The following is a 23,802-nucleotide window of genomic DNA, read 5'->3' as shown; positions in this document are numbered from 1 at the left end:
CCATGAATTTCTACGCCGTCAGGGCGATCTATAACTTCGAGATGGCTCGCACGCGTCGCACGCTGATGCAGAGCATCATCTCCCCCGTCATCTCGACGTCGCTTTACTTTGTGGTGTTCGGTGCGGCCATCGGTTCGCGCATTCCCGAGATCGACGGGGTGCCGTACGGGGCGTTCATCGTGCCTGGCCTCATCATGCTCTCGCTGCTCACGCAGAGTGTGACGAACGCCTCGTTCGGCATCTATTTCCCGCGCTTTACCGGCACGATCTACGAGGTGCTCTCCGCCCCGGTGTCGTACATGGAGATCGTGGTGGCGTATGTCGGGGCCGCAGCCACCAAGTCGATCATTCTCGGTGTCATCATGCTCGGCACGGCCGCGCTGTTCGTGCCGCTGCGCATCGAGCATCCGCTCTGGATGGTGCTGTTTCTGGTGCTCACCGCCGTCACGTTCAGCTTGCTCGGGTTCATCATCGGCATTTGGGCCGACGGCTTCGAGAAGCTGCAACTGGTGCCTCTGCTCATCATCACGCCGCTCACGTTCCTGGGCGGCAGCTTCTACTCGACGAGCATCTTGCCGCCGTTCTGGCGCACGGTCACGCTGTTCAATCCGGTCGTGTATCTCATCAGCGGTTTTCGCTGGAGCTTCTACGGACTGGCAGACGTGAGTGTCGGCGTGAGTCTGGGCATGACGCTCGTGTTCCTCGCGGTCTTTCTTGCCATTGTTGCCTGGATGTTCAAGACGGGCTACCGGCTCAAGAACTGACACGCCCCATGCCGGACGGTCCACCGTCCGGCGTTCCCCACGCCGATTCGTCGCCCTCTCAACCTCAGATCGGCGGCGTTTCCCGGAACGCAGGCAGCGCTTCGGCTTGCGCGGAGAAGCTGGCGACCTCCGGGAAGTCCGCGCCGAAATCGACTTCCGGCAGCATCAATTGATGGAAGCGCCATGCCACGGCAATCGATACGCCGTGCTGGCCGATCCCGTCCGGCGTTGCGAGCACGGGTTTCTGTGCCAGTTCCACATCCAACGCCTGAAATGCCGCTTTCACCTGATTGCGCACGCGATCCGTCCACGGCGTGTGTCGCTTCTCACTCGGGCGCAACTCGCGCTCGTACACCAATTGCACCGATTTTTCGCATGCCGCCAGCGCCAGCCCCGTGAGGCGCAGCGCGCGCAGATGTTCGGCGGGGTCGACGGGGACGAGGCGTTGCCCCGGATCCACCAGCGTCTCGAGGTATTGCAGGATCAGGGTCGAGTCCATCAGCACCGTGCCGTCGTCGGTCACGAGCGTCGGCGCCTTCACGACCGGATTGATCGTTGCGAATTCGTCGAACGTTCGAAACACGGACAGCGAGCGATGTTCATACGGCAGCCCCAGCAACTTGAGGCAAATCGCCGTGCGGCGCACGTACGGGGAATCCAGCATTCCAATCAATTGCATGTCTCGCTCCTGTGGTCGGCAGTGGCTGCCGGTGCTCGTGTGACCGTTCGATGACGCCATACAACGGGCGACGCCCGCATTCGCACAAGCATAGCGGAGGTCCCTCGCCTCGCAAATCGAATTCGATTGCGCTTTGCTGCGAATCCCGCTCACAAGGGCGCCGGTGCAGCAACGTGCCGGCACCTCGCGTACGGCGTGCGAATGGCAGGTAAAATAGAGCGCATGGCCGACTCGACAGGGAGACGTTTCATGAACATCCTCATGGTGCTGACTTCGCACGATCGCCTCGGCGACACGGGCAAGAAGACCGGCTTCTGGCTCGAAGAATTCGCTGCCCCCTACTATGTGTTCGTCGACGAAGGGCTGGACGTGACGCTGGCGTCGCCCGCCGGCGGTCAGCCGCCGCTCGATCCGAAGAGCGACGAGCCCGACGCGCAGACCGATGCCACACGGCGCTTTCGCGACGATCCCGATGCACAGAAGGCGCTGGCCAATACCCTTAGGCTGGCCGACGTCAAAGCGACCGACTACGACGCACTCTTCTACCCCGGCGGCCATGGCCCGCTGTGGGATCTGGCACAGGACCCGAACTCCATCCATCTGATCGAATCCTTCGAGCGCGCAGGCAAGGCGATCGGCTTCGTTTGCCACGCGCCGGGGGTGCTGCGTCAGGTGCGCAACAAAAATGGCGAGCCGCTGGTACGGGGCCGTCATGTGACCGGGTTCTCCAACGACGAAGAAGCGGCAGTCGGCCTCACCGACGTGGTGCCGTTCCTCGTCGAAGACGAACTCAGCCGTCTGGGCGGTCTGTACGAGAAGGGCGACAACTGGCAATCGCACGTGGTGGGCGACGGTCGGCTCGTAACGGGCCAGAATCCCGCTTCGTCGGAAGAGGCGGCACGTACCGTACTCGCGATGATGGAGCCTCGTCTGCCATGAAGTCACGAGCGTCATCTGTCGATGTGCGACGCCTCGTGCCAAGCGATGCGCTTGCGTTTCAGGCGTTACGGCTGGCGGGCCTGCAAGCCCACCCCGAGGCGTTCGGATCGACCTACGATGAAGAGAAGGACTGGCCGGTCGAGCGCGTTCGGGAATGGCTGGTGGCGCGCACCGATGGCGGTGTCTTCGGGGCGTTTGAAAACGAACGGCTGATCGGCGTACTGGGCCTGGCACGCGGGCAACGCACGAACTTCGCGCACGTTGGCTTTCTGTGGGGAATGTATGTCCAGTCGGACGCCACCGGGCGCGGCGTCGGGCGTGCGCTGGTCGAAGCCGCGCTCGCACTCGCGCGTTCGCAGCCGGGATTGCGTCACGTGACCTTACAGGTGAGCGCCGCCAATCGCCCGGCCATCGCGCTGTACCAATCGTTCGGATTCGTGGAGATCGGACGGGAGCCCGACGCGATGCGCGTGGGCAACGGCTTCCAGGATGAATTGCGCATGTATCTGCCCATCGCAACTCAGTGAATTCACTAAACTCGCCGGCCGCACTGACCCTGCCAATGCACGGGAGCCTCCGGGCTCCCGTGTCGCTTTACCGTGGCGCTTGCACCGGTCAGATTTTTTCCATCTCGTACGGACCGAGATAATCTTTCTTGCCGACATCCACCCCTTGCGCCCGCAGAATGTCGTGCGTGGTCGTCACGTGGAAATAGAAGTTCGGCAGCGCGAATTTGAACAGGTAATCCACCGCGTCTAACGTGGTCTGATATTCCTTGAACTTCAGCGTGATCTGGCGTGCCTGCGCCCCGTCGAAACGATCTTCGAGAATGCCGGCAATGAACGCCTCGGTATTGGCGATGCGATCGCGCAGTTGATCGAAGCTCGTCTCGTTGTCTTCGAACTTCGGTGAATCCACGCCCGTTAGTCGTGACACGGCAAACTTCGCCGTGTCGCTCACGCGCTGCACTTGTGCAACGAAGTCGAGCATGTCCGGTGCAAGCTTCGCTTTGAGAATCGTTTGCGGGTCGAGCGACTTCTCCTCGCAATGGGCGCGGGCCTTCTTGATGTAGTCGGCCATGACGGTCAGGCCGCGCAGATAGACGGGAATGGTGGCGCGATAAAGGGAAATCGACATCGTGAGACTCCTCGGGGATAGCGTTGCAAGGCAAGCGCACGGGGCGCGCGAACACTCATGCTATCAGTGCCGAAAAATTCTCGCCGGGCACCCTGATCGCTTACGGAAAGTCGATCGGAACGCTCGTCTGACGCAAATGCGCAAAGCACTCGCCGTAAGCCTCGCACCCCGGGCACCCTGGCGCCGGTGCGGGCGCGCGACCGTAAGCCCGGGCACACGCCTCGGCGAGAAATCGCTTCCAGCGCAGGTTGGCGGTGTTCTCGCTCACCAGCGAGGGGAAGAAGTGCGCGAGCAGCGCCGTCACATCGTCACGGCCGGTCAGTCCCAGATCCCGCCACAGATGATCGGGACGCAGACACGCCGTAGCCAGAATCGTCGCCATGTCGGCGGCATCGGCCGGGTGCAGCATCGGATGGGCGCGGCGCCGCAGCATTTCACGCATCTCTACAACGAAGATGGCGTGCGAGGCCCAGGCAGGCGTGGGCAGATCGGCGGCAAGCGCGTGCCACGCCCCGGGCACCGGGGAGAAATGGCGGCGCAGCAAGGCCGCCATGGCCGCGCCCGAGAGTCCGAGACGGACCACGCGCTCGGGGGTGGCGTTCGCCAGCAGCAGCGACGCGAAGCACACCGCCTCCGTGCGCGAATGCGAAGGGGTCAGCGAAGGGGGAAGCGAAGCGCTCATCGTCGGGCGATCCATCGACACCTCTTGGCGCAATGGCTACGCTCAGGCCACCTCGAGAATCACGCTCGACGCCTTGACCAATGCGGCAGCCACCCGGCCAGCCGTCAACCCGAGACGTCTGACGCTTTCATTGGTGACGATAGCGGCAATGACGGCGCCACTATCGGTCGCGATCTCGACTTCGCTATTCACGGCCCCGGTCTCTACGCGCGAGACCTTGCCGACGATCACGTTGCGCGTGGAAACCTTGCTCGCGTCGGCATCGACCATCACGATGACCGACGAGGCCTTGATCAACGCCACGGCATCGCTGCCCTCCCTGAGGCCGAGGTTCACCGTGCTTGCGTGCGTGATGACGGCCACGATCTCCTGACCGGCATCGGTGCGCAGCGTCACTTCGTCGTTCACGGCGCCACACTGCAAGGCCACGACTTTGCCGCTGAACTGGTTGCGTGCGCTGGTCTTCATCGGGAATTCTCCTGTCGATCAATTCGGGGGCCATCGGCCCCTCGGATGGCAACGAGACGGGGCGAGACGATCATCGTCGGACTACGACACACTTCGTCGGCGCATTGCAGTATAGCGGGCCGATTCAACGATGGCCGTCATGGGCCGATGATATGCTTCATCAGCACCGGACACCGCCTTGCACGAACCGCCGCACAGGCGCAAGACCCACAACGGAAGTCGTCAGAGGAGCCACCATGGGCACCCCCCGTCACATCCCCACGCCGACCGAGGCCGCCACATTTGCCCGTGCATGGGTCAGTCACTTCTCCAAACCGGCCGTCATTGGCATGGTGCTCGCCTTTGTAGCGGGCTATATCGATGTCGTAGGCTTCATTGCCTTGTTCGGACTGTTCACCGCGCATGTGACCGGCAACTTCGTGATGATCGGTGTGCAACTGGTTGCCAGCACGCATGTGGGCGTACTCGCCAAACTGCTGGCGCTCCCCGTGTTCGTGGTCTTCGTCGCGATGGTGAAACTGGTTGTGCAGGGCTTCTCGCGCACCGAGCGTCGGCCGTTGCGCCTGTTGATCCTGATGCAAACATTGTTGCTGCTCGGTTTCATGATCGTGGGCATGGCGGCCCAGCCGATCGTCTCGGCCGACGCCCCCCTCGCCATTCTCTCGGGCATGTTCGGCGTGGCTGCGCTCGCCATTCAGAACGCCGCCGGGCGTCTCGTGCTCGCCGACCTCGCCCCCACTACGATCATGACAGGCAACACGACGCAGATCGTCATCGACATTGTCGAGTTGGCCAGCGGCAATTGCGGCGACGACAAGTCCGCACGGGCGCGTCTGCGCAAAATGATTCCGGCGTTGGCCGCATTCGCCGTCGGCGCCATTTTTGGCGGCTTCGCGTTTCACGGCACGGGCTTCTGGTGCGTGTTGCTGCCGGTGGTGTTGCTCGCCTCACTGGCTGTCGCGAACGAGTAACGAATGGCGGGCCGGCACCTGCTGGTATCGCGTGTCATGGCGTGTCATGGCGTGTTATTTCGTTTCCGGCCTCCGAGGCGTTGCATCGGAACGCGCGATAATGCCGAATTCTTGCGCTCGCAGACACTCGGTTGTGCTCGATTTTGCTCGTTCTCGCACCTTTGGGAACGCCCGGCGCAAGGCATTGGCAAGACTCGACAAGGAATATTGGAATGAAGCTGGATTCGCAGTGGGTACTCGTCACGGGCGGTGCCCGCGGCTTGGGCGCGGCCATTACGCGAGCCGTCGCGCGTGAGGGCGCGGGCGTAATCATCAACTACCTGCGCAGCGACGTCGCTGCGCGCGAACTGGCAGAATCCATCGGCCCTCGCGCGATCGCGCTGCAAGCCGACGTGACCGACGAGAAGGCCGTCGCCCGGCTGTTTGCCGAGGCACGCGAGCGAATCGGCGCCCCGATCGTGTCGGTCGTCAACAACGCGCTGGCCGATTTCCGCTTCGACGGCGATGCTCGCCCCAAGCTGGGCGACATTGCGTGGTCGCGCTTCACCCAGCAGTTCGAGGGCGCGGTCAAAGGTGCACTCAATACGATGCAAGCAGCGTTGCCCGGCATGCGCGAGGTTGGCTTTGGACGCGTCGTGAACGTGGGCACGAATCTGTTCCAGAACCCTGTCGTGCCGTATCACGATTACACAACGGCCAAGGCTGCATTGCTGTCGCTCACGCGCACGGCAGCCAACGATCTCGGCCCGGACGGCATCACCGTCAACATGGTGTCGGGCGGATTGCTGCGCGTGACCGACGCGAGTTCGGCAACGCCGGAGGCCGTGTTCGATCTGATCGCCGGCCTGACCCCGCTTCGCCGCGTTACCACACCCGATGAATTCGCCGACGCCGTACTGTACTTCCTCTCCCCGTGGGCTCGCGCCGTGACGGGACAGAACCTTATCGTCGACGGCGGGCTGGTCAAGGGCTGACGGGCTGACGCGCCTCGCGCAATCTACGCAATAGGGGGAACGCGTCCGCGCCTTGGCCGGACGCGGTAAAATCGCTCCTTTCGCGAGCGCTCGTGCGTCCCGCGCCCGCGCTCTCATTCCCCAAGCCCCGATTTCCAACAGTGACCGCCACCTCCACCGACCTTCATCCGACCGACGGCACCGCCGACAGTGCCGATGCCATCCACGAAGACCGCCTTTGGCGCGACGATGGCTGGACGGCGAAGGTCGTCAAGAACGAGGAAGACGATGGCTGGGCTGTCGCCATGTATCGCGACGGCGAGTCGGAACCGGCGCTCGTGGGACCGTGGACGATGGGGCGCGACAAGAAAAATCCGAAACCGCTGGACGTCAACGCGTTTCATACACTCGTGAAAACGGCCACCGAAGTGTTGCGCCGTCACGAACAGCAATTGCGCGCGCAGTTGCATAAGCGAGTCAGTGTCGACGGCCCCGACGGCGACATCGACGTCACGCTCGATATCGTGCCCGACGACTACGATCCTTATGCGATGCTGAGCGCCATCGACCGCTTCGGCGAAACGCTCGCGGCGGTCAAGGTGCCGCCCACGTTCAAGCTCTCGCGCAACAGCGCCCGTGCGTGGGTCGAGAACGATTTTCAACGGCCCCAGTGAGCGCCCGCTCACGCATCACTCGGTAGGCGTTGGACGCCACTCGTCGAGCGTTGCTCGTTGCTCGTTGCTCGTTGCTCGTTGCTCGTTGCTCGTTGCTCGTTGCCTGCATGTAGTTGCTCGCGGCTCGTAGTCCGCCACTCGTTTCCCTCACGCCGCATTTCCGACGACTGCTCCCGCGCCGTTTCCAGAACTGGAGTGAGATTTCCCGGCCTCCGCTCCCGGTTTCCGCAGTGAAGAACCGTGTGCTATCCCATTACGCTGGATACCAGGATAACCCGCCGTCTGGCTGCCCTTTCCGGCCACACATAAGATGGGGTTCGTCGATCGTATCGACCTCGTCGGCATCTCTCGTTCGACGCGTTCGCCGCGCAAGCGGGCGCTCACATAGTCCGATGTCGACGCCTTCCCATCCCTGCCTCAGGAGACCCCATGAAACGCTTTCACATCGCGCTCGCCGTGCGCGATCTCGACGAGTCCATTCAAGACTATTCCGAGCGCCTCGGCCAGCCACCCGCGGCTATCGTGCCCGGTGCCTACGCCATGTGGCGCACCGATCTGCTGAACTTCTCGATCAACCAGTCGCCCGCGCGCGCCGGCGAGTTGCGTCATATCGGCTTCGAAGACGACGATACTCCCGAGTACACCAGCAGCACCGATTGCAATGGCCTGCTCTGGGAAGCGTTCTCCTCGCAGGAGCAGGACCGTCGCATAGTGAGCACTTACGGGGTCGCCGTTCGCGACGCGTGATTCGACGCTCGTCGCACGAAGTCCTCTGCCCTCACCCGCCGCTGTCTTCGTTGCAGCGGGTGGGCACCGGCGCTTACGCCGGAACCTCGTCCGAGGGATCGGATACCGTACTTGCCGAGCCAAACCCCGGCAGCGGGCGCTGCCAGCGCTGCGCAATGAACACCCCGGCGAGCGCGACACCGCCGCCGATCAGGTGGAACGTGTGCAAGCGCTCACCCAGCAACACCACCGCAATTGCCGCCGTCATGACGGGCAACACGTTGATGAACATGCTGCAACGGTTGGGGCCCAGATGCCGGATACCCTGAATCCAGAGAATGGGCAGCAGAATCGACGCGCCCAACCCGGCATACAGCACCAACGGCACCGTGGCGGCGTTGAGCTGCGCCTGACCGGCGGGCACGAGGGCGAGCATCGGGATCATCGTCACAAGCGCTGCCCAGGCTTGTACGTAGGTCGATTGCGCGGGCGGCACGGCCACGTGCCAGCGTCGCAGCAACACGCTGTACAGCCCGTACGAGGCCGAAGCGATCAGCATGAGCACGTCGCCGAGATGCACACCGCCGGCGAGCAATTGCGAAGGATGCCCCTGCCCGATCAGATACACCAGTCCTGCCAGTGACAATAAACCGCCGACGAGCATGCCAAGCGTTGGCGGCTCACGCAGCAGCACAACACTCCACAACAACGTGAGCAGTGGCGCGAGTGCCGTCACGATGGCCATGTTCGTCGCCGTGGTGCTGTGCGCTGCGAGATACGACAGGCTCTGATAGAACGACATGCTCAGAAAGCCGAGAAAGCCGAGCTTGGCCAGTTGCGGGCGAACGTGCCCCCAGTTACGCAGCAGCGGACGAATGACAAACGGCGTCATGACGGCGAGCGCCAGCACCAGCCGGTAGAACGTAATGGCCGACGGCGCGATGGTCGTGGCCGAGAGCTTCGAGACGATGACATTGCCGGCCCACAACAACATGGCGCCGAGCGGATACAGGAAGTACCCCATGACGATTTTCCGCAAGAATGAGAAGGAAGCGTCATCGTCGGCCATGTCGCGCCGGGGCGTCTCACGCTAAAATTCCATAACCTGTCTCAAAAAGGACATCTGTGAACACCGTCCGCCGGCCCCGGGATGCGCACCTGACCGATCACGTTCGCTTCGAAAACACGCCCATGCCGATGGCGGCCATGGCGATCGACTATGCGCACAAAGAATTCATCGCCTCGCACTCCCATCGTCGCGCGCAACTGCTCTATGCGATCGAAGGCGTGATGATCATTGCGTCGGCGTCGGGCCGCTGGGTGGTGCCTCCCACGCGTGGCGTCTGGCTCGCCGCAGGGCTGGAACATACGGTCCAGATGAGTGGTAACGTCAAAATGCGCACCGTATTCGTCGAGCCGGGCACGGAGCCGTTGCCCGATGAGAGTTGCGTGGTGGAGATCACGCCGCTCATGCGAGAGCTGATTCTCGCGGCCATTCATGTGCCGACCGACTACGCCATCGACTCGCGCGACGCCCGCCTCATGCGTCTGCTGCTCGACGAACTGATTGCGTTGCCAGTCCTTCCGCTGTATCTGCCATGGCCACGAGATACGCGTTTGGCGAATATATGCGACCGCCTGACGCAATCGCCAGACGACGACGCGACCATCGACGACTGGGCCCGAGAGGCCGGCCTGTCGGGGAAGACCTTCCAACGCCGCTTCGCCCGGGAGACAGGCATGACGTTCGGCCGCTGGCGTCAACAGGCGCGCTTGCTGCAAGCCCTGGAAGCCCTCGCGCGAGGTGAGAAAATCGTGAATGTCGCGCTCGATCACGGCTATGCGAGCCAGAGCGCATTTGCTGCCATGTTCAAACGGCATTTCGGCGTACCGCCGTCGGCGTTTTACCGGTAAAACGGCGGCAAGTCGCCGCGGGTCGCCAATACCGCGGCGAATTCAAAGGAGATAACACCATGCATTACCTGCTCACTTACGACCTGGCCGACGATTATCTCGAACGTCGTGGACAGTACCGCGATGCCCATCTGGCGCTCGCATGGCAAGCCGCCGATCGCGGCGAGCTGGTACTCGCCGGTGCGCTGGAGTCCCCCGTCGACACGGCGGCATTGCTCTTCGAGAGCGACTCCCCTACCGCGGCAGAAGCCTTCGCGAAAAACGATCCGTACGTTGTGAATGGCCTGGTGAAGGCTTGGCGCGTGCGGCCGTGGAAAACCGTCGTGGGTAAAACGGCGAGTTCGCCTGTGCGCTAAGGGCACAAAGGGCGACGAATACCGGGGATGCGACGAACGGGACGAACGGGACGAATGCCGCGAACGCGAAGCGTACGAGGCATGCCGCGAACGCGGCGAATGCGCCAGATGGAACGAGAGGTAAGTGCGGCACGACATGCCGCCCGTCCTGCGACGTTGAAAAAAACCGTCACAGAAAAAACAAAACGCGCTTGGCGGTAAAACCAAGCGCGTTTGTCGACAACCGATTTTTCGTCGTGTTTCCGGATGCTTCCGAGAATCACGCCGATGAATCTGGCGTCCCCTAGGGGATTCGAACCCCTGTACTCACCGTGAAAGGGTGATGTCCTAGGCCTCTAGACGAAGGGGACATAAAGTCTTCCGTTTTGGTGGAGGTAAGCGGGATCGAACCGCTGACCTCTTGCATGCCATGCAAGCGCTCTCCCAGCTGAGCTATACCCCCGTACGGCGAAGAAACGAGACTATAACGCGGTTTTCGAAAGTTGGGAAGCCCCCACACAAAAATTTTTCGATGTCACCGCTCATTACTGGCTCAGGCCGCGCGCCTCGATAGGCCACAGTCCTTCCACCCGGCCGTGGCGTACCGCCACATACCGATCATAGAGATTCACGGTCGGATCGCAATGCCCCGGCACAAGCAGGATCGGCTCGCCAAGCCACGGCGTACTGTCCTCACCCGGCGACGCCAACTCAAGCACGCCGTGTTCGTCGGACGCCGTGCGGTAATACGGCTTGCCCGCCTGCTGCGACGACCAGAAGCGCGGTAGTCCTGAGTCCGTCGCCACACTCTTGAGCCCCGCGTCGCACACGATGATGCCCGCGCGCGCCGTGCTCATGACCGTCGATGCGAGAAACAAGCCATGGCGGAAGCGCCAGTCGCCGCGCCATTCGAGCGAGCCGTAGTGGCCGTCAAGGAACACATACGAACCCGGTTGAATCTCGGTGTAGACACCACTCTCGATGTCGAACTCGGCCGTGCCCGTGCCGCCGCCCGTCACCACCGGACAAGCAATTCCGCGCGCCTCCAGAAAACGCACGTAGGCCGACGCGCGCTCCGCAGCAAGCCGCGCCGTGTCGCGCCGCTTGTCCCAGCTATCGACGTGCTGGGCGCTGCCGTGATACGCCTGCAATCCCCCAAAGCGCAACCCTTCGTAATGATCGATGGCATCGACCAGCGCGCCGACGGCGTCCGTCGAATCGACACCGCAACGCCCCTGCCCCACGTCGACCTCGGGCAACACTGCGATACGTACACCAGCGCGCTCTGCCGCCTTGCCAAGCGGTGCTACCTGACGCACGTCGTCCACGCACACGGAAAGCGTGGCGCGGGCCGCCATCTCCACGACCAGCGCCACGCGCGCTTCGCCCACGAACTCGTTGCTGATGTGAATGTTGCCGATCCCCGCATTGACGAACGGAATCGCTTCGGTAACTTTCTGGCAGCAGATGCCGACGGCGCCCGCCGCCATTTGCGCCTTCGCAATCGTGACAGACTTATGGGCCTTGGCGTGCGGGCGCACCGCGACACCCTGCGCGGCCGCGGCGCTCGCCATGCGAGCGACATTTGCGTCGAAGGCGTCGAGATCGAGCAGCAGGGATGGCGTGGCCACCTGAGCGAGCGAGTCGCCCACGCGCGCAACCGGGGGTACCGCCACGTTGGCCGACGTCGAAACCGTACTGAGTGAATCGGGCATCACAATCCCCTGAAGGGCGTTCGCGGAAAAAAGGCAGAGATCATGCAGGCAGCGCCCGGGCAAGCACACATGCGACGTGAAGCGCTTGCGTGTGTGCACCGTCGTGAATCTGATGCCGGCAACTGGTGCCGTCGGCGACGACGATGGCGTTCTCCTTGCGCTGCCGGATCGCCGGCAACAGCGTCAATTCGGACATGGCGCGAGACGTCTCGTAGTGCTCGGCCTCATAACCGAAACTGCCCGCCATGCCACAGCATGACGACTCGATCGATGATACCTTCAGCCCCGGCACCCAACCAAGCACAGTCGTCACGGGCGAATAGGCGTCGAACGCCTTCTGATGGCAGTGTCCGTGCACGAGCGCCTCGCCCACGCCTTCGGGCAGGGCCTGCCAGGCCACCTCGAAACGCCCCGCCGCCCTCTCGCGAACCAGAAATTCCTCAAAGAGAAACGCATTGTCGGCCACCTTGCGGGCCATATCGCCAAAACCGTAACCGAGTACTTCGTCGCGGAGCGAGAGCAGGCACGACGGCTCCAGCCCCACAATCGGCACCCCTCGTTCGACGAACGGCATCACCGCGTCGAGCAAGCGCCGCGCTTCCGCCTTCGCTTCGTCCACCAGCCCCGCTGCGAGAAACGTGCGCCCGCAACACAACGGCCGCTCGCCCGCACGCTGGTTCACATGAACGGTATAGCCGGCAGCTTCGAGCACACGTTTTGCGGCGCGGGCGTTCTCCGGCTCCATATAGTTGTTGAACGTATCGACGAAAAGCAGCACATGACGCTGCCCGGTCGCCTCCGGGCCCGGCGCACTGGCGAGCGGTGCCTGATTCGCCAGGAAAGACGACTTCAACGCCGGCACCGAGCGTTCCAGCGCCAGACCCAGCCAGCGCTTCGCCGCATTGCTGCCCGGCAGACGCTGCGCCACATCGAGCAAACCGCCCACGCGACTGGCCCACGGCGCATAGCGCGGCAGGTACGCGATCAGCTTGTCGCGCAGCGACAGGCCGTGGCGCTTAGCACGCGCATGACGTGCCTCGATCTTGAAGCGCGCCATGTCGATACCTGTCGGACAATCGCGCTTGCAGCCCTTGCACGATACGCACAGATCGAGTGCCTCCTTGACGTCGTCGCTCGCCAGCCCCGCCTCGCCCAATTGTCCCGAGACGGCCAGACGCAGCGTATTCGCACGCCCGCGTGTCACATGCTGTTCGTCGCGGGTCACGCGATAGCTCGGACACATCGTGCCGGCGTCGAACTTGCGGCAGTGCCCGTTGTTGTTGCACATTTCGACAGCCGATGCGAGGCCGTTCGTCGCATCGGAGCCGGTGCCGGGCGCGCTCTGCTCGCCGGTCAACGCATCGCGCTTCACGTTCCACGCCGTCCAGTCCAGCGCAGGCTCGATCGGCTTGGCCGCGTAGCCCGGTGCAAAGCGGAACAGCTCGCGCGTGTCCATCTTCGGCGGCCGCACCATCTTGTCCGGGTTGAAACGGTTCTGCGGATCGAACAGTTGCTTGATCTCACTGAATGCGGCATTGATACGCGGCCCATACTGCCAGGCGACCCACTCGCCACGGCATAGCCCGTCGCCATGCTCGCCCGAATACGCCCCCTTGTATTCCTGCACAAGCGCCGCCGCCTCTTCGGCAATAGCGCGCATTTTCACCGCGCCGTCGCGGCGCATATCGAGAATCGGACGCACATGCAGCGTGCCCACGCTCGCGTGCGCATACCAGGTGCCCTCGGTACCGTTGCGATGGAACACCTCGGTAAGACGCCGGGTGTATTCCGCGAGATGCTCCAACGGCACCGCGCAGTCCTCGATGAACGACACCGGCTTGCCGTCGCCCTTCATGCTCATCATGATGTTCAGGCCCGCCTTGCGCACTTCCCACAGCGCCTTCTGCGGCCCCGCTTCGGGCATCTTCACGACGCTATCCGGCAGGCCGAGATCTCCCATGAGGGTGGCCAGATCGTCGAGCTTCGCGCGCAGTGCGTTCGCGTCGTCGCCCGCAAACTCCACGAGCAGAATCGCCTGCGGATCGCCAACGAGCGCCTTCTCGATCACGGGACGGAACGCCGCGTTATCCATCGCCAGATCGATCATCGTGCGGTCGACCAGTTCTACGGCCACCGGTCCGAGCTTCACGATGTGCTGCGTAAGATCCATCGCCTGATAGAACGTGGGGAAATTCACCACGCCGAGCGTCTTGTGCACAGGCAGCGGTACAAGCTTGAGCGTGATCTGACGGCTGTACGCCAGCGTGCCCTCCGAGCCGACCAGCAGATGCGACAGGTTGGCGACACCGTCGTCCGTATACGCGCGCGGATTGAGGCAATCGAACAGATCGAGGTTGTAGCCCGCCACGCGGCGCAATACGCGCGGCACGCGCTCGCGCAGTTCGTCGCGCTCGCGCACGGCAATCTCATGAACGCTCGCGAGAATGGCCTGAGTGCGGGCGTCGGCGGGCGGCGTATGCAGCGAACCGAAGTGCAATTGCGCGCCATCGGCGAGCACCGCATCGATGGACAGCACGTTGTGCACCATATTGCCGTACTCGAGTGAGCGCGAGCCGCAGGAGTTGTTGCCTGTCATTCCGCCGATAGTGCACTGTGCTGCGGTCGACACGTCGACCGGGAACCACAGGCCGTGCGGCTTGAGCCACGCGTTCAGGTGATCGAGCACGATACCCGGCTCGACGGTAACGGTGCGCGCCTCGGGGTCGAACGCCACCACGCGGTTGAGCCATTTGCTGTTGTCAATAACAAGCGCCTCGCCGATGGTCTGGCCGCACTGGCTTGTACCTGCACCGCGCGCGAGCACCGGCACCTGCTGGTCTCGCGCAATGTCCAGCGCACGAATCAGGTCCTCCTGATCGCGTGGCACGACCACGCCGATCGGGAAGATCTGATAGATCGACGCATCGGTCGCATAGCGGCCACGGCTCGCGCGATCGAAGCGCACGTCGCCACGCATCTCGCGGCGCAAACGATCCTGCAAAGGCGTGAGGGCCACCCCGCCCCGCTGCATCGGCATCAGATGCACGGGCTGGCTGATGAGATTCGCATGAGAATTGGCGCGGGCGTTCGATTGGGGATTCATGATGTTGCTGGCGTTAGGCTGGCCGTTCCGATCACGAGTCGGCATGTGGCGGGCCTGCTGCGGCAGGCGCGAGCCCGCCCGGCAGGTGGTTTGCAGTTGCTGCGGGTGCCGCCCTGAGCGTCCCCCTCGGCGAAGGGACGCTCAGGCGAGCCCCCTGCGCGCGTCAGGCAGGCTGACGGGCGTTGCTCGGTTTGGCGGCATCGCCGGCCATCGAGAACTTGCTCTCGGGTTGCATGCGGAAGGCCAGCACCACACCGACAGCCATCAGGATCATGCTGCCGACGAACGGCAGTTCCCAGTTGCCCGTGCGATCGATGAGGTAGCCCGAAATTACCGGCGAGAGAATCGCCGCCAGCGCCGAGCCGGTATTCATCATGCCGCTGGCCGTGCCCGAATATTCCGGCGCCACGTCCATCGGGATCGCCCACATCGGGCCGATCGTCATTTCGGCGAAGAAGAAGCCGAACGCCAGACAGGCCATCGACACGTACAGATGGTGCGTGAACATCATCGGCACTAGCGAAATCAGCGTAAGCAGCATGCACACGGACACCATCCAGCTACGTGCGCGCTTCAGACTGCCCGTGCGCTCGTACAGCTTATCGGTGACGATCCCGCCGAGCGTATCGCCCACCACACCGGCGAAGAACACGCTCGACGCGAACAACGCAGACTTCTTCAGATCGAGGTCATAGCTGTGCAGGAAGTACTGCGGAATCCACGACAGGAACAGCCACAACGTCCAGCCGTAGCAGAAGTACACGATCGTGACCGGCATCATGCGCTTGAACAGCGGCCCCCACGGCACCGATGCACTCTTGGCCTTCAGGGCGGGCAGCACCGCGAGTTCTTCTGTCGTAATGCGCGGATGATCTTGCGGACGTTCCGTGAACGTGAAGCCCCACAGCACCACCCAAACGAGACTCACGATACCGCACAGATAAAAGGACTCGCGCCAGCCGTGCGTTGCCATGATGAATACCACCACGGCCGGCGCCACGGCATTGCCGATGCGCGACGCCGCGTGCGTAATCCCCTGAGCGAAACCGCGCTTCTCTTTCGGAATCCAGCGCGACATGGCCGACGTGGCGGCCGGGAACGTAGCCCCTTCACCGAGACCGAGCAGCAAACGCGCCAACAACAGCGTAACGAGCCCCCCCGCCATACCGGTGAGAATGGTCGCAACGGCCCACAATGCGCCGCATACGAGCAGCGTACGCTTCGCACCAAAGCGATCGCTCACCCAGCCGCCGATGATTTGGAAAACAAGGTAGGGATAAGCAAAAGCGGAGAAGACGAGACCGATTTCGGTCTTGTTGAGATTGAATTCCTTGCCGAAGCCGGCCGCAGCCGTACTGACGTTGACACGATCGAGGTAGGTGATGAAATACATGACGCATAGCATCACCAGCACGACCCGTGTCGCTTTGAAAAGCTTCATTGCATGTCTCCTGAAACATCCTGTGAAGCGCGCCCGCAGCGTGCCGGCAGCGCAAAAGGTGTTGCTGCGTCACGGGCTCTTCTGTACGGAAGCCCTGTGACGCATGAATGACAATTAAAGCGTTCACTGCAAGGACACCGATTACGGCAACGGCACCCTCGTCTCCTGGTTAGGACAACTAACGGCAGATCAGGCGGCCACCTTTAACGACGGCGTGTCTTTTGCCTGCGCCAGATAGTCCATCGCGGCGACGACACCCGAACCGGCGAGTTTCACACCGGAAATCTGAAGCCCCATTTCGCAACCCGCGAGCGTCGCCATGAGCGTGAGGTCGTTGCAGTCGCCCAGATGGCCGATACGGAACATCGTGCCGCGAATCTTGCCGAGCGCCTGCCCGAGCGACATATCGAATCGTTCGTAGATACGCTTGCGCACCTCGTCGGCATCCACCCCCTGTGGCATGACCACACCGGTGAGCACCGGGCTGTACACGGCCGGGTCCTGACACTGAATCTCGAGACCCCACGCACGCACGGCGCGGCGCGTGGCTTCGGCCAGTCGCTGGTGACGTGCGAACACGTTGTCCAGCCCCTCTTCGAGAATCATGTCCAACGCTTCCGACAGGCCGTACAGCAGATTCGTGTTCGGCGTGTACGGCCAGTAACCGTTCTTGTTCGCTTCGATGATCTCTTGCCAGCCCCAGAAGGCGCGCGGCAGCCTGGCGTGACGCCCCGCCTCGAGCGCCTTGGGAGAGACCGCATTGAAGCTGATCCCCGGCGGCAGCATCAGGCCCTTTTGCGAGCCCGAGACGGTCACGTCCACGCCCCATTCGTCGTGACGGTAATCAGCCGAACCGAGGCCCGAGATCGTGTCGACGAGCAGCAACGCGGGATGTCCGGCCGCGTCGATGGCGCGACGCACCGCCGCGATGTCCGACGTAACGCCGGTGGAGGTTTCGTTGTGCACGACGCACACGGCCTTGATGTCATGTGCGGTGTCGGCGCGCAGACGCGATTCAATCATGTCCGGCTGCACGCCGCGACGCCAGCCATCGGTACCCGGCAGGCCGATGAACTCTGGCTTCAGTCCCAGATTCTCGGCCATCTTCTTCCAGAGCGTGGAGAAGTGCCCGGTCTCGAACATAAGCACATGATCGCCGGGCGAGAGCGTGTTCGTCAGCGCGGCTTCCCATGCCCCCGTGCCCGACGCCGGATAGATCACGACCGGCTGTTCCGTCTTGAAAATCTTCTTGATGTCGGCCAGCACCTTGCGACCGAGCGCGCCGAATTCCGGACCGCGGTGATCGATCGTCGGGTAGCTCATGGCGCGCAGAATGCGATCGGGCACCGGGCTGGGGCCAGGGATCTGCAGGAAATGGCGACCCGAGGGATGGAAATCGAGCTTCAGCATGAACGTCTCTCTCCTCTTCAAAAATTCGCTTTTGAATTTTGCATGCAAAATACTTTAACAGAGCCGAAGACTTTCGCAAGAGGTGAGAAGCGCTTTTAATACAGGCGTTTACCCTAGAGATACGGGTGCCTGATACGGTACGTTACAATCGTGCCCATGAAGGCTTGATGATTTTGAATGCAAAAAATGGAAAACACGTCGACGATTGCCGCGCCCGACATTCCCCGGGTGGAACGCCTGCGTTTGCACGACACGGTGGTCGAGCATCTGCGCAAGCTCATCATCGAGGGGGTGCTCTCCCCGGGGGTCAAACTCAACGAACGTGAGTTATGCGAGACGCTCGGCATTTCGCGCACGCCGCTGCGCGAAGCCTTCAAGGTGCTGGCCGCAGAGGGATTGATCGAGATCGCCCCGAATCGCGGCGCGAGCGTCGCCCGCATGACAGAGAAGGAAATCCGGGAGATGTTCGAGTTGATGAGCGCACTCGAGGCGTTTTCGGGCGAGTTGGCGGCCGAGCGCATGACACCCGTCGAACTGGCCGAGGTCAAGGCGCTGCATTACGCAATGCTCGCGTGCCGCGCGCAGCAGGATCTGCCGGGTTACTACGCGCGCAATCAGGCAATTCACGACCGCATCAACGAAGCGGCACGCAACGGCGCGTTGCGACAGACTTATATGTCGATCAATCGCCGGCTGATGGCGCTGCGCTTTCGCTCGAACTTTCACGCGGACAAATGGGATCGCGCCATTGCCGAGCACGAGCAAATGATCGATGCGCTGGAAAAGCACGACGGCAAGCGCCTCGGCGAAATTCTGCGCAAGCACTTGCTGGCCAAGCGCGACGCCGTTCTGCAAATCCACGCGGAACCGTCGAGCGACGCACCGAGCAACTGAGTCGAGCCCGCAAATACAAAAAGGCGTGGGCGCCCTCTCCGGCCCCACGCCTTTTTCATTGGTACTGCCAGCCATCTCCGACGGCCTTTCGCGAGCCGTTTGCCACGCACAGGTCGTGCGGCATCAACCCGGTCTGCCCGGCGCCAGAGATGGCATCAAAGACGGCGTTCGGCCGCCTCCAGTGCGCGACGTGCCAGCACGGCGGGCGATTCGAGTACTTCCCCCGCGAGACGCGCGACCAGCGCTGCAACGTTGCGGCCGTATTGCTTACCTGCGATCACATCTGCCGGATCGAGCGCATAGGCGGCATCGACCTCCATCCCCGACACGATGGCGGCCGGGAAATCGCCGGGATGACGCTGGCGGGCAGAAGCGCCCGGAGCGATGTCCGTCGTTTCGGCATCGGCCCACACCATGCCCTGCTGCGCAGCAAGCGCCGCGAAGTAATCGAGGGTGTGGCGTTTGTCCTCGGCCGAACGGCAACTGAACGAGAATCCGCCAGCGACCTTGTTGCGCCAACTGCGAGCCCGCCACATGCCGGTCGTGGCGTCGGCAAATGCCTTGAACGGCGCGGCGATACCGCCCTGATAGGCCGGTGCGCCGAAGATGATGGCGTCGGCAGCCGCGAGACGCGCGAGCATGGCCTCGTCGTGCCATTGCCCGTCGACGAGCTGGTGCGGCTCAATGCTGAGAAGTTGTGCATGTGCGCCGGCGTCGTTCACGCCTTGCGCGACGGAATGAGCAATCATGGCGGTTGCGCCGCCTTGCGAGTAATACACGATTGCAATATTGGACATGGCGTAGTGCTTCCCGAATGGATGTCCGCCCCATGGCACCGCCGGGATCGCGCTTCCCTACGCTTCCTCTGGCTTGTCTGGACATCGAGTCAAGGCCAAATAATGCCAGTGATAACCCCTAGGGAATAGCCTGAATAATTGGACATGACTGTTCCGCCAACAGTAACAATCCGATGACGACACCACGCTGTCGGCAAGCCGGTGCCTGCCTGACGGGAAGATGACACCACGCTGAGCGCGTGGGTCCGCGCTAGCGACGGGCCGACGCGCCGAGCCGCACGGAGAGCTGATCGGCCAGTTCGCGCATCTGGCGTCCAATACGCTGGCCGGTTTCCGAATCGATCTCATTCGTGAGGAAACTGACCGCCAGCCCTGCCACGGCACGCTCGCCGCTGGCATCGAACACCGGCGCACCGAAGCAGATCATGCCTTCGCGCATCTGGCCGTTGTCGATCGAATAGCCGTCTCGACGCACCTGCGCCATCTCGTCGGCCAATGCCGAGTAGGAACTCACACTCGCACGCGTAAGCGGTGCAGGCCAGGCGCCGGTCAGCAGATCGGCGACCTCGCCCGGCGGCAGCGTCGAGAGCATGGCCTTGCCCGTCGCCGTGTAGGGAGCCGGCAGCCGCATGCCAATGCGGAACGTTACGCCCAACGGCCGGTTACCGTTGTGACAGGCCAGATAGATGACGTCCGCGCCATCGAGCACGGACAGTGTCACGGTCTCCTGCGCAAATGCACGCGATGCCTCCCAGACCGCCCGGAACTCCTCGGTAATGTTGGTCTGCGACAGAAATGCATTTGCCCACCCCATCACGTACGAGCCCATCGTCATGCCGCCATTGGCGTGACGCTTGACCAGCCGCAGCTTGACCAGCGTATCGCACAAACCGTGCAGCGTGCTCTTGGGCACCCCCGTCTCGCGCGCCAGATCGGCCAGCGCCACCGGCTCGGACGACGCCGCGATCACATCGAGGATGTGCACCGCCCGCACCACGGCAGGTGCCGTGGTCTTGAGCGGCTCGACGGCAAGGGGGTCGGCTGAGGCGTTGGCAGGTACGTCGAGTTTGCGCTTGGGCATGAATCGGGAGTCGGCTTCGAAATCGTGGGAAGGGATCGGGTGGCGGGCCACGCCGCCAGCATGGTACGGGCAAGTCATTCTCATTCCGCCCTAGGAAAACCCCTTAGTTGCACCCGAAACGTTCAATACGTAGAATCACATTCAATACATAGAATACCGTTCAATAGATAGAACGGCAAGCGGCAAGCCGAGACACTGCCGCACGCCGTTTCGCCAACAGGAACCGCCGGCGAGCCCGGCCCACTGCCATGCAACTCAAAGACACTACCCTTCTCAAGACTCTCGCCTGGGTCGACGGTCAATGGATCGCGGCCGACAGCGGCAAGACGTTCGACGTGTTGGACCCGGCCACGGGCGAGGTGTTGGCCAAGGTGCCGGAGCTCGGCGCCGAGGAAACCACGCGCGCCGTGGTAGCCGCCGAAGCCGCCCAAAAGCCATGGGCCGCCCGCACCGGCAAGGAACGCGCCGCCGTGCTGCGCCGCTGGTTCGACCTGATGATCTCCAATACCGACGATCTGGCGTATCTCATGACCCGCGAGCAAGGTAAGCCGCTCGCCGAATCGCGTGGCGAGATCGCCTACGCCGCCAGCTTCATCGAGTGGTTCGCGGAAGAGGCCAAGCGTGTAGACGGCGACGTGCTCGCCACCCCTGCCTCGGACAAGCGCCTCGTCACGCTCAAGCAACCCGTGGGCGTATGCGCGGCCATCACGCCGTGGAATTTCCCGGCGGCGATGATCACGCGCAAGGTCGCCCCGGCACTGGCTGCCGGTTGCGCGATCGTAGTCAAGCCTTCGGAACTCACGCCGCTCTCCGCCTTCGCGCTGGCCGAGTTGGCGCACCGTGCCGGCATTCCGGGCGGTGTGTTCCAGGTGGTCACGGGAGATGCCCGCGCTGTGGGCGGCGTGCTCACCGCGCACCCGAGCGTGCGCAAGCTGTCGTTCACCGGCTCGACCGGCGTGGGTCGTCTGCTCATGGCGCAGTGCGCACCGACGGTCAAGCGCATGTCGCTGGAACTGGGCGGGAATGCGCCGTTCATCGTGTTCGACGATGCCGACCTCGACGCTGCCGTTGAAGGCGCCATCGCCGCGAAGTACCGCAATGGCGGCCAAACGTGCGTATGCGCCAACCGCTTCTACATTCAGGACGGCGTGTACGACGCATTCGCCGAGAAATTCGCGAAGCGCGTGGCCGAGATGAAGGTCGGCAACGGCCTGGAAGACGGCGTGACGATCGGCCCGCTGATCGAAGGCAAAGCGGTGGAAAAGGTCGCAACGCTGGTCGAAGACGCGAAGTCGCGCGGCGGCCGAGTGCTGGTCGGCGGCGAAGCACACGCGCTGGGCGGCACCTACTACGCACCGACGGTAATCGCCGACGCAACGTCGCAAATGCGCGTGGCGCGCGAAGAAATCTTCGGCCCGGTGGCCCCGTTGTTCCGCTTCGCTCGCGATGCAGACGCCATTGCTCTGGCGAACGACACGGAATTCGGTCTCGCTGCCTACCTGTACACGCGCGACATCTCGCGTGCGTGGCGCACGGCCGAAGCGCTCGAATACGGCATGGTCGGCCTGAACACCGGCCTGATCTCGAACGAAGTCGCGCCGTTCGGCGGCATCAAGCAATCGGGTGTGGGCCGCGAAGGCTCGCACTACGGCATCGAGGAATACCTCGAACTGAAGTACCTGTGCCTGCAAGTGTGACGCTCGGGCCCGGCAACGGGCCCGTCGATTGCACCGGCGCACCGGAGCATCAGAACTCCGCTATCGCATAAATCGACACATCAGTCGCAACACCACCAAAGGAAACCAGTATGAAGCGCGTTATCCAGCGCGGCATGAAGCCGCTCGCTCTCGCACTTGCGGCCGGCGCCGCCATCGCCTCGGTTGCCACCACGGCGCAAGCCGACGGAAAGCCGATCAAGATCGGTATCGTGACGTTCATGTCGGGTGCCGCCGCCGGCCCCTTCGGCGTGCCCGCCAAGAACGCCGCCGAAGTCACGGCAGCCGAACTCAACGCCGGCAAGGTGCCTGCCCCGTATGCCACGAAGGGCTTCGGCGGCGCACCGATCGAACTCGTCTACATCGACGAAGCCGGCAGCACGAGCAAGCAAGTGAGCGAATACCGCAACTTGCTGAATCAGGGCGTGGACTATGTGGTCGGCTACACGTCGTCGGGCAACTGCCTGGCGATCGCGCCGGTCGCGGAAGAACTGAAGAAGGTCACGCTGTTCTTCGATTGCGGCACGCCGCGCGTGTTCGAGGACGCCAGCTTCAAGTATGTCTTCCGCCCGGTCGCCACGGCCACCATGGACAACGTGGGCGCGGCCCGCTATGTCGCCGAGCGCAAGCCGGATCTGCAAACGTACGCCGGCATCAATCAGAACTACGCCTGGGGTCAGGACGCATGGGCCGACTTCGAAGGCACGCTCAAGGCGCTCAAGCCGAATGCGAAGGCGGTCAGCTCGCAAATGCCGCAGTTGGGCGCAGGCCAGTACAACGCCGGTATTTCCAGCCTGTTGGCTGCACATCCGGACGTGCTGCATTCGAGCTTCTGGGGCGGCGATCTGGAAGGCCTCGTGGTGCAGGCCGGTCCGCGCGATCTGTTCAAGAAGTCGCTCACCGTACTCACCGCCGGTGAGACGGCCACCCACGGCAAGACGCGTCTGCCGGACGGCGTAATCATCGGCGCACGCGGCATGTACGGCATGTTCGCGCCGGACAACGCCCTGAACCGTTGGCTGCGCACCGCTTACAGCGCGAAGTTCAACGATACGCCGAGCTACCCGTCGTACAAGATGAACCAGAGCATTCTCGCGCTCAAGGCCGCCTATGAAAAGGCGCAGGCGGCCAACGGCGGCAAGCAGCCCACGCCGGAGCAGGTCATCGCCTCGTTCGAGCACCTCGCCTTCGACGCCCCGGCCGGCAAGATCGGCCTGACGTTGGGCAAGGGGCACCAGGCAGCGCAAGGTACAGCGTTCGGCATTGTGAAGAACGTGAACGGCAAGGTCACCGTGACGGACGTGAAGCAGTATTCGATCGCGGAAGTCACCCCGCCCGAAGGCGTGAAGTCGGCCGAATGGATCAAGGGCGGCCTGAAGCACTAAGGCGTTTCGTTTCTCGTTC

Annotated in this window: 23 protein-coding genes and 2 tRNA genes; 12 read left to right on the top strand and 13 right to left on the bottom strand. The window is 63.1% G+C overall.

What is annotated here, in order from left to right; translation table 11 throughout:
• The first annotated feature begins 2 nt into the window (after positions 1 to 2).
• A complete protein-coding gene (locus tag AT395_RS07865) occupies positions 3 to 764 on the top strand; it encodes an ABC transporter permease (RefSeq protein WP_039364975.1) in 762 nt (253 codons plus the stop codon).
• A 64-nt stretch (positions 765 to 828) separates the two neighbouring features.
• Here AT395_RS07865 and AT395_RS07860 read toward each other — a convergent pair whose 3' ends face one another.
• On the bottom strand, positions 829 to 1,443 hold the full coding sequence (locus AT395_RS07860) for a glutathione S-transferase (protein WP_042112257.1): 615 nt from the start codon (positions 1,441 to 1,443) through the stop codon (positions 829 to 831).
• 249 nt (positions 1,444 to 1,692) lie between these two features.
• Here AT395_RS07860 and AT395_RS07855 point away from each other — a divergent pair, with 249 nt between their 5' ends.
• Positions 1,693 to 2,382: a type 1 glutamine amidotransferase domain-containing protein gene (locus AT395_RS07855; RefSeq protein ID WP_048627624.1), complete on the top strand. Its 690-nt coding sequence runs from the start codon at positions 1,693 to 1,695 to the stop codon at positions 2,380 to 2,382.
• Positions 2,379 to 2,909 (top strand): GNAT family N-acetyltransferase, encoded by a 531-nt coding sequence (locus AT395_RS07850; RefSeq protein WP_042112259.1) that lies wholly within the window; start codon positions 2,379 to 2,381, stop codon positions 2,907 to 2,909. The genes AT395_RS07855 and AT395_RS07850 overlap by 4 nt, the downstream gene beginning before the upstream one ends.
• Positions 2,910 to 2,997: 88 nt before the next feature.
• Here AT395_RS07850 and AT395_RS07845 read toward each other — a convergent pair whose 3' ends face one another.
• The 3 genes from AT395_RS07845 to AT395_RS07835 form a co-directional block, all read right to left on the bottom strand.
• Complete coding sequence (locus AT395_RS07845; RefSeq protein ID WP_048627625.1) at positions 2,998 to 3,519, bottom strand: DUF1993 domain-containing protein; 522 nt, start codon at positions 3,517 to 3,519, stop codon at positions 2,998 to 3,000.
• 100 nt (positions 3,520 to 3,619) lie between these two features.
• Positions 3,620 to 4,216 carry a nitrogen fixation protein NifQ gene (locus tag AT395_RS07840; protein WP_052765392.1) on the bottom strand — a complete coding sequence of 199 codons (597 nt, stop codon included), beginning with the start codon at positions 4,214 to 4,216 and terminating at the stop codon, positions 3,620 to 3,622.
• 27 nt (positions 4,217 to 4,243) lie between these two features.
• Positions 4,244 to 4,669, bottom strand: a complete 426-nt coding sequence (locus AT395_RS07835; protein WP_048627626.1) for a TOBE domain-containing protein — start codon at positions 4,667 to 4,669, stop codon at positions 4,244 to 4,246.
• A gap of 236 nt (positions 4,670 to 4,905) precedes the next feature.
• On the opposite strand from AT395_RS07835, the gene AT395_RS07830 reads away from it, so the two are divergent.
• The 4 genes from AT395_RS07830 (at position 4,906) to AT395_RS07815 (ending at position 8,014) form a co-directional block, all read left to right on the top strand.
• Positions 4,906 to 5,640 (top strand): YoaK family protein, encoded by a 735-nt coding sequence (locus AT395_RS07830; RefSeq protein ID WP_042112262.1) that lies wholly within the window; start codon positions 4,906 to 4,908, stop codon positions 5,638 to 5,640.
• A gap of 212 nt (positions 5,641 to 5,852) precedes the next feature.
• Entirely contained in the window at positions 5,853 to 6,614 is a 762-nt protein-coding gene (locus AT395_RS07825; protein WP_048627627.1) for a 3-oxoacyl-ACP reductase, read from the top strand.
• Positions 6,615 to 6,754: 140 nt separating this feature from the next.
• Positions 6,755 to 7,267, top strand: coding sequence for a hypothetical protein (locus AT395_RS07820; RefSeq protein ID WP_042112264.1), 513 nt, complete (start codon positions 6,755 to 6,757; stop codon positions 7,265 to 7,267).
• A gap of 429 nt (positions 7,268 to 7,696) precedes the next feature.
• A complete protein-coding gene (locus tag AT395_RS07815) occupies positions 7,697 to 8,014 on the top strand; it encodes a VOC family protein (RefSeq protein WP_048627628.1) in 318 nt (105 codons plus the stop codon).
• Between the two features lie 73 nt (positions 8,015 to 8,087).
• On the opposite strand, the gene AT395_RS07810 is transcribed toward AT395_RS07815, so the two are convergent.
• The gene (locus tag AT395_RS07810) at positions 8,088 to 9,017 is read right to left on the bottom strand and encodes a DMT family transporter (protein ID WP_053086307.1); all 930 of its coding nucleotides are present in this window, start codon (positions 9,015 to 9,017) and stop codon (positions 8,088 to 8,090) included.
• Positions 9,018 to 9,184: 167 nt separating this feature from the next.
• On the opposite strand from AT395_RS07810, the gene AT395_RS07805 reads away from it, so the two are divergent.
• Both AT395_RS07805 and AT395_RS07800 read left to right on the top strand, forming a co-directional pair.
• On the top strand, positions 9,185 to 9,907 hold the full coding sequence (locus AT395_RS07805; RefSeq protein WP_048627630.1) for an AraC family transcriptional regulator: 723 nt from the start codon (positions 9,185 to 9,187) through the stop codon (positions 9,905 to 9,907).
• A 59-nt stretch (positions 9,908 to 9,966) separates the two neighbouring features.
• A complete protein-coding gene (locus tag AT395_RS07800) occupies positions 9,967 to 10,263 on the top strand; it encodes a YciI-like protein (RefSeq protein WP_042112268.1) in 297 nt (98 codons plus the stop codon).
• A gap of 274 nt (positions 10,264 to 10,537) precedes the next feature.
• Here AT395_RS07800 and AT395_RS07795 read toward each other — a convergent pair.
• From AT395_RS07795 to AT395_RS07770, 6 genes are all read right to left on the bottom strand, one after another.
• A tRNA-Glu gene (locus AT395_RS07795) sits at positions 10,538 to 10,613 on the bottom strand.
• 16 nt (positions 10,614 to 10,629) lie between these two features.
• Positions 10,630 to 10,705: transfer RNA gene (locus tag AT395_RS07790), tRNA-Ala, on the bottom strand.
• Between the two features lie 82 nt (positions 10,706 to 10,787).
• Positions 10,788 to 11,957 (bottom strand): DSD1 family PLP-dependent enzyme, encoded by a 1,170-nt coding sequence (locus AT395_RS07785; protein ID WP_042117129.1) that lies wholly within the window; start codon positions 11,955 to 11,957, stop codon positions 10,788 to 10,790.
• Positions 11,958 to 11,997: 40 nt separating this feature from the next.
• Positions 11,998 to 15,060: an FAD-binding and (Fe-S)-binding domain-containing protein gene (locus AT395_RS07780; protein ID WP_048627631.1), complete on the bottom strand. Its 3,063-nt coding sequence runs from the start codon at positions 15,058 to 15,060 to the stop codon at positions 11,998 to 12,000.
• A gap of 163 nt (positions 15,061 to 15,223) precedes the next feature.
• Positions 15,224 to 16,501 carry an MFS transporter gene (locus AT395_RS07775; RefSeq protein ID WP_042112270.1) on the bottom strand — a complete coding sequence of 426 codons (1,278 nt, stop codon included), beginning with the start codon at positions 16,499 to 16,501 and terminating at the stop codon, positions 15,224 to 15,226.
• Positions 16,502 to 16,690: 189 nt separating this feature from the next.
• On the bottom strand, positions 16,691 to 17,911 hold the full coding sequence (locus AT395_RS07770; RefSeq protein WP_042112271.1) for a pyridoxal-phosphate-dependent aminotransferase family protein: 1,221 nt from the start codon (positions 17,909 to 17,911) through the stop codon (positions 16,691 to 16,693).
• Between the two features lie 177 nt (positions 17,912 to 18,088).
• Here AT395_RS07770 and AT395_RS07765 point away from each other — a divergent pair, with 177 nt between their 5' ends.
• Positions 18,089 to 18,805, top strand: coding sequence for a GntR family transcriptional regulator (locus AT395_RS07765; protein ID WP_042112272.1), 717 nt, complete (start codon positions 18,089 to 18,091; stop codon positions 18,803 to 18,805).
• A gap of 155 nt (positions 18,806 to 18,960) precedes the next feature.
• Here the strand turns inward: AT395_RS07765 and AT395_RS07760 are convergent, their stop codons facing one another.
• Both AT395_RS07760 and AT395_RS07755 read right to left on the bottom strand, forming a co-directional pair.
• The gene (locus AT395_RS07760) at positions 18,961 to 19,602 is read right to left on the bottom strand and encodes a flavodoxin family protein (RefSeq protein ID WP_048627632.1); all 642 of its coding nucleotides are present in this window, start codon (positions 19,600 to 19,602) and stop codon (positions 18,961 to 18,963) included.
• Between the two features lie 250 nt (positions 19,603 to 19,852).
• Complete coding sequence (locus tag AT395_RS07755) at positions 19,853 to 20,683, bottom strand: IclR family transcriptional regulator (RefSeq protein ID WP_082117977.1); 831 nt, start codon at positions 20,681 to 20,683, stop codon at positions 19,853 to 19,855.
• A 248-nt stretch (positions 20,684 to 20,931) separates the two neighbouring features.
• On the opposite strand from AT395_RS07755, the gene AT395_RS07750 reads away from it, so the two are divergent.
• Positions 20,932 to 22,380 (top strand): NAD-dependent succinate-semialdehyde dehydrogenase, encoded by a 1,449-nt coding sequence (locus AT395_RS07750; protein ID WP_048627633.1) that lies wholly within the window; start codon positions 20,932 to 20,934, stop codon positions 22,378 to 22,380.
• A gap of 110 nt (positions 22,381 to 22,490) precedes the next feature.
• A complete protein-coding gene (locus tag AT395_RS07745) occupies positions 22,491 to 23,783 on the top strand; it encodes an ABC transporter substrate-binding protein (RefSeq protein ID WP_224787469.1) in 1,293 nt (430 codons plus the stop codon).
• Positions 23,784 to 23,802: the final 19 nt, after the last annotated feature.

Origin of the sequence: Pandoraea apista (genome assembly GCF_001465595.2) — a bacterium.
GTDB lineage: Bacteria > Pseudomonadota > Gammaproteobacteria > Burkholderiales > Burkholderiaceae > Pandoraea > Pandoraea apista.
The sequence above is the reverse complement of the archived record's forward strand: the minus strand, read 5'-3'. Positions and strand labels throughout refer to the sequence as shown.

What these genes read in the sequence shown, in the direction of transcription:
- AT395_RS07865 (WP_039364975.1), top strand. Translation starts at nt 3, where the DNA reads ATGAATTTCTACGCCGTCAGGGCGATCTATAACTTCGAGATGGCTCGC.
- AT395_RS07860 (WP_042112257.1), bottom strand. Translation starts at nt 1,443, where the DNA reads ATGCAATTGATTGGAATGCTGGATTCCCCGTACGTGCGCCGCACGGCG.
- AT395_RS07855 (WP_048627624.1), top strand. Translation starts at nt 1,693, where the DNA reads ATGAACATCCTCATGGTGCTGACTTCGCACGATCGCCTCGGCGACACG.
- AT395_RS07850 (WP_042112259.1), top strand. Translation starts at nt 2,379, where the DNA reads ATGAAGTCACGAGCGTCATCTGTCGATGTGCGACGCCTCGTGCCAAGC.
- AT395_RS07845 (WP_048627625.1), bottom strand. Translation starts at nt 3,519, where the DNA reads ATGTCGATTTCCCTTTATCGCGCCACCATTCCCGTCTATCTGCGCGGC.
- AT395_RS07840 (WP_052765392.1), bottom strand. Translation starts at nt 4,216, where the DNA reads ATGGATCGCCCGACGATGAGCGCTTCGCTTCCCCCTTCGCTGACCCCT.
- AT395_RS07835 (WP_048627626.1), bottom strand. Translation starts at nt 4,669, where the DNA reads ATGAAGACCAGCGCACGCAACCAGTTCAGCGGCAAAGTCGTGGCCTTG.
- AT395_RS07830 (WP_042112262.1), top strand. Translation starts at nt 4,906, where the DNA reads ATGGGCACCCCCCGTCACATCCCCACGCCGACCGAGGCCGCCACATTT.
- AT395_RS07825 (WP_048627627.1), top strand. Translation starts at nt 5,853, where the DNA reads ATGAAGCTGGATTCGCAGTGGGTACTCGTCACGGGCGGTGCCCGCGGC.
- AT395_RS07815 (WP_048627628.1), top strand. Translation starts at nt 7,697, where the DNA reads ATGAAACGCTTTCACATCGCGCTCGCCGTGCGCGATCTCGACGAGTCC.
- AT395_RS07810 (WP_053086307.1), bottom strand. Translation starts at nt 9,017, where the DNA reads ATGGGGTACTTCCTGTATCCGCTCGGCGCCATGTTGTTGTGGGCCGGC.
- AT395_RS07805 (WP_048627630.1), top strand. Translation starts at nt 9,185, where the DNA reads ATGCCGATGGCGGCCATGGCGATCGACTATGCGCACAAAGAATTCATC.
- AT395_RS07800 (WP_042112268.1), top strand. Translation starts at nt 9,967, where the DNA reads ATGCATTACCTGCTCACTTACGACCTGGCCGACGATTATCTCGAACGT.
- AT395_RS07785 (WP_042117129.1), bottom strand. Translation starts at nt 11,957, where the DNA reads ATGCCCGATTCACTCAGTACGGTTTCGACGTCGGCCAACGTGGCGGTA.
- AT395_RS07780 (WP_048627631.1), bottom strand. Translation starts at nt 15,060, where the DNA reads ATGAATCCCCAATCGAACGCCCGCGCCAATTCTCATGCGAATCTCATC.
- AT395_RS07775 (WP_042112270.1), bottom strand. Translation starts at nt 16,501, where the DNA reads ATGAAGCTTTTCAAAGCGACACGGGTCGTGCTGGTGATGCTATGCGTC.
- AT395_RS07770 (WP_042112271.1), bottom strand. Translation starts at nt 17,911, where the DNA reads ATGCTGAAGCTCGATTTCCATCCCTCGGGTCGCCATTTCCTGCAGATC.
- AT395_RS07765 (WP_042112272.1), top strand. Translation starts at nt 18,089, where the DNA reads ATGCAAAAAATGGAAAACACGTCGACGATTGCCGCGCCCGACATTCCC.
- AT395_RS07760 (WP_048627632.1), bottom strand. Translation starts at nt 19,602, where the DNA reads ATGTCCAATATTGCAATCGTGTATTACTCGCAAGGCGGCGCAACCGCC.
- AT395_RS07755 (WP_082117977.1), bottom strand. Translation starts at nt 20,683, where the DNA reads ATGCCCAAGCGCAAACTCGACGTACCTGCCAACGCCTCAGCCGACCCC.
- AT395_RS07750 (WP_048627633.1), top strand. Translation starts at nt 20,932, where the DNA reads ATGCAACTCAAAGACACTACCCTTCTCAAGACTCTCGCCTGGGTCGAC.
- AT395_RS07745 (WP_224787469.1), top strand. Translation starts at nt 22,491, where the DNA reads ATGAAGCGCGTTATCCAGCGCGGCATGAAGCCGCTCGCTCTCGCACTT.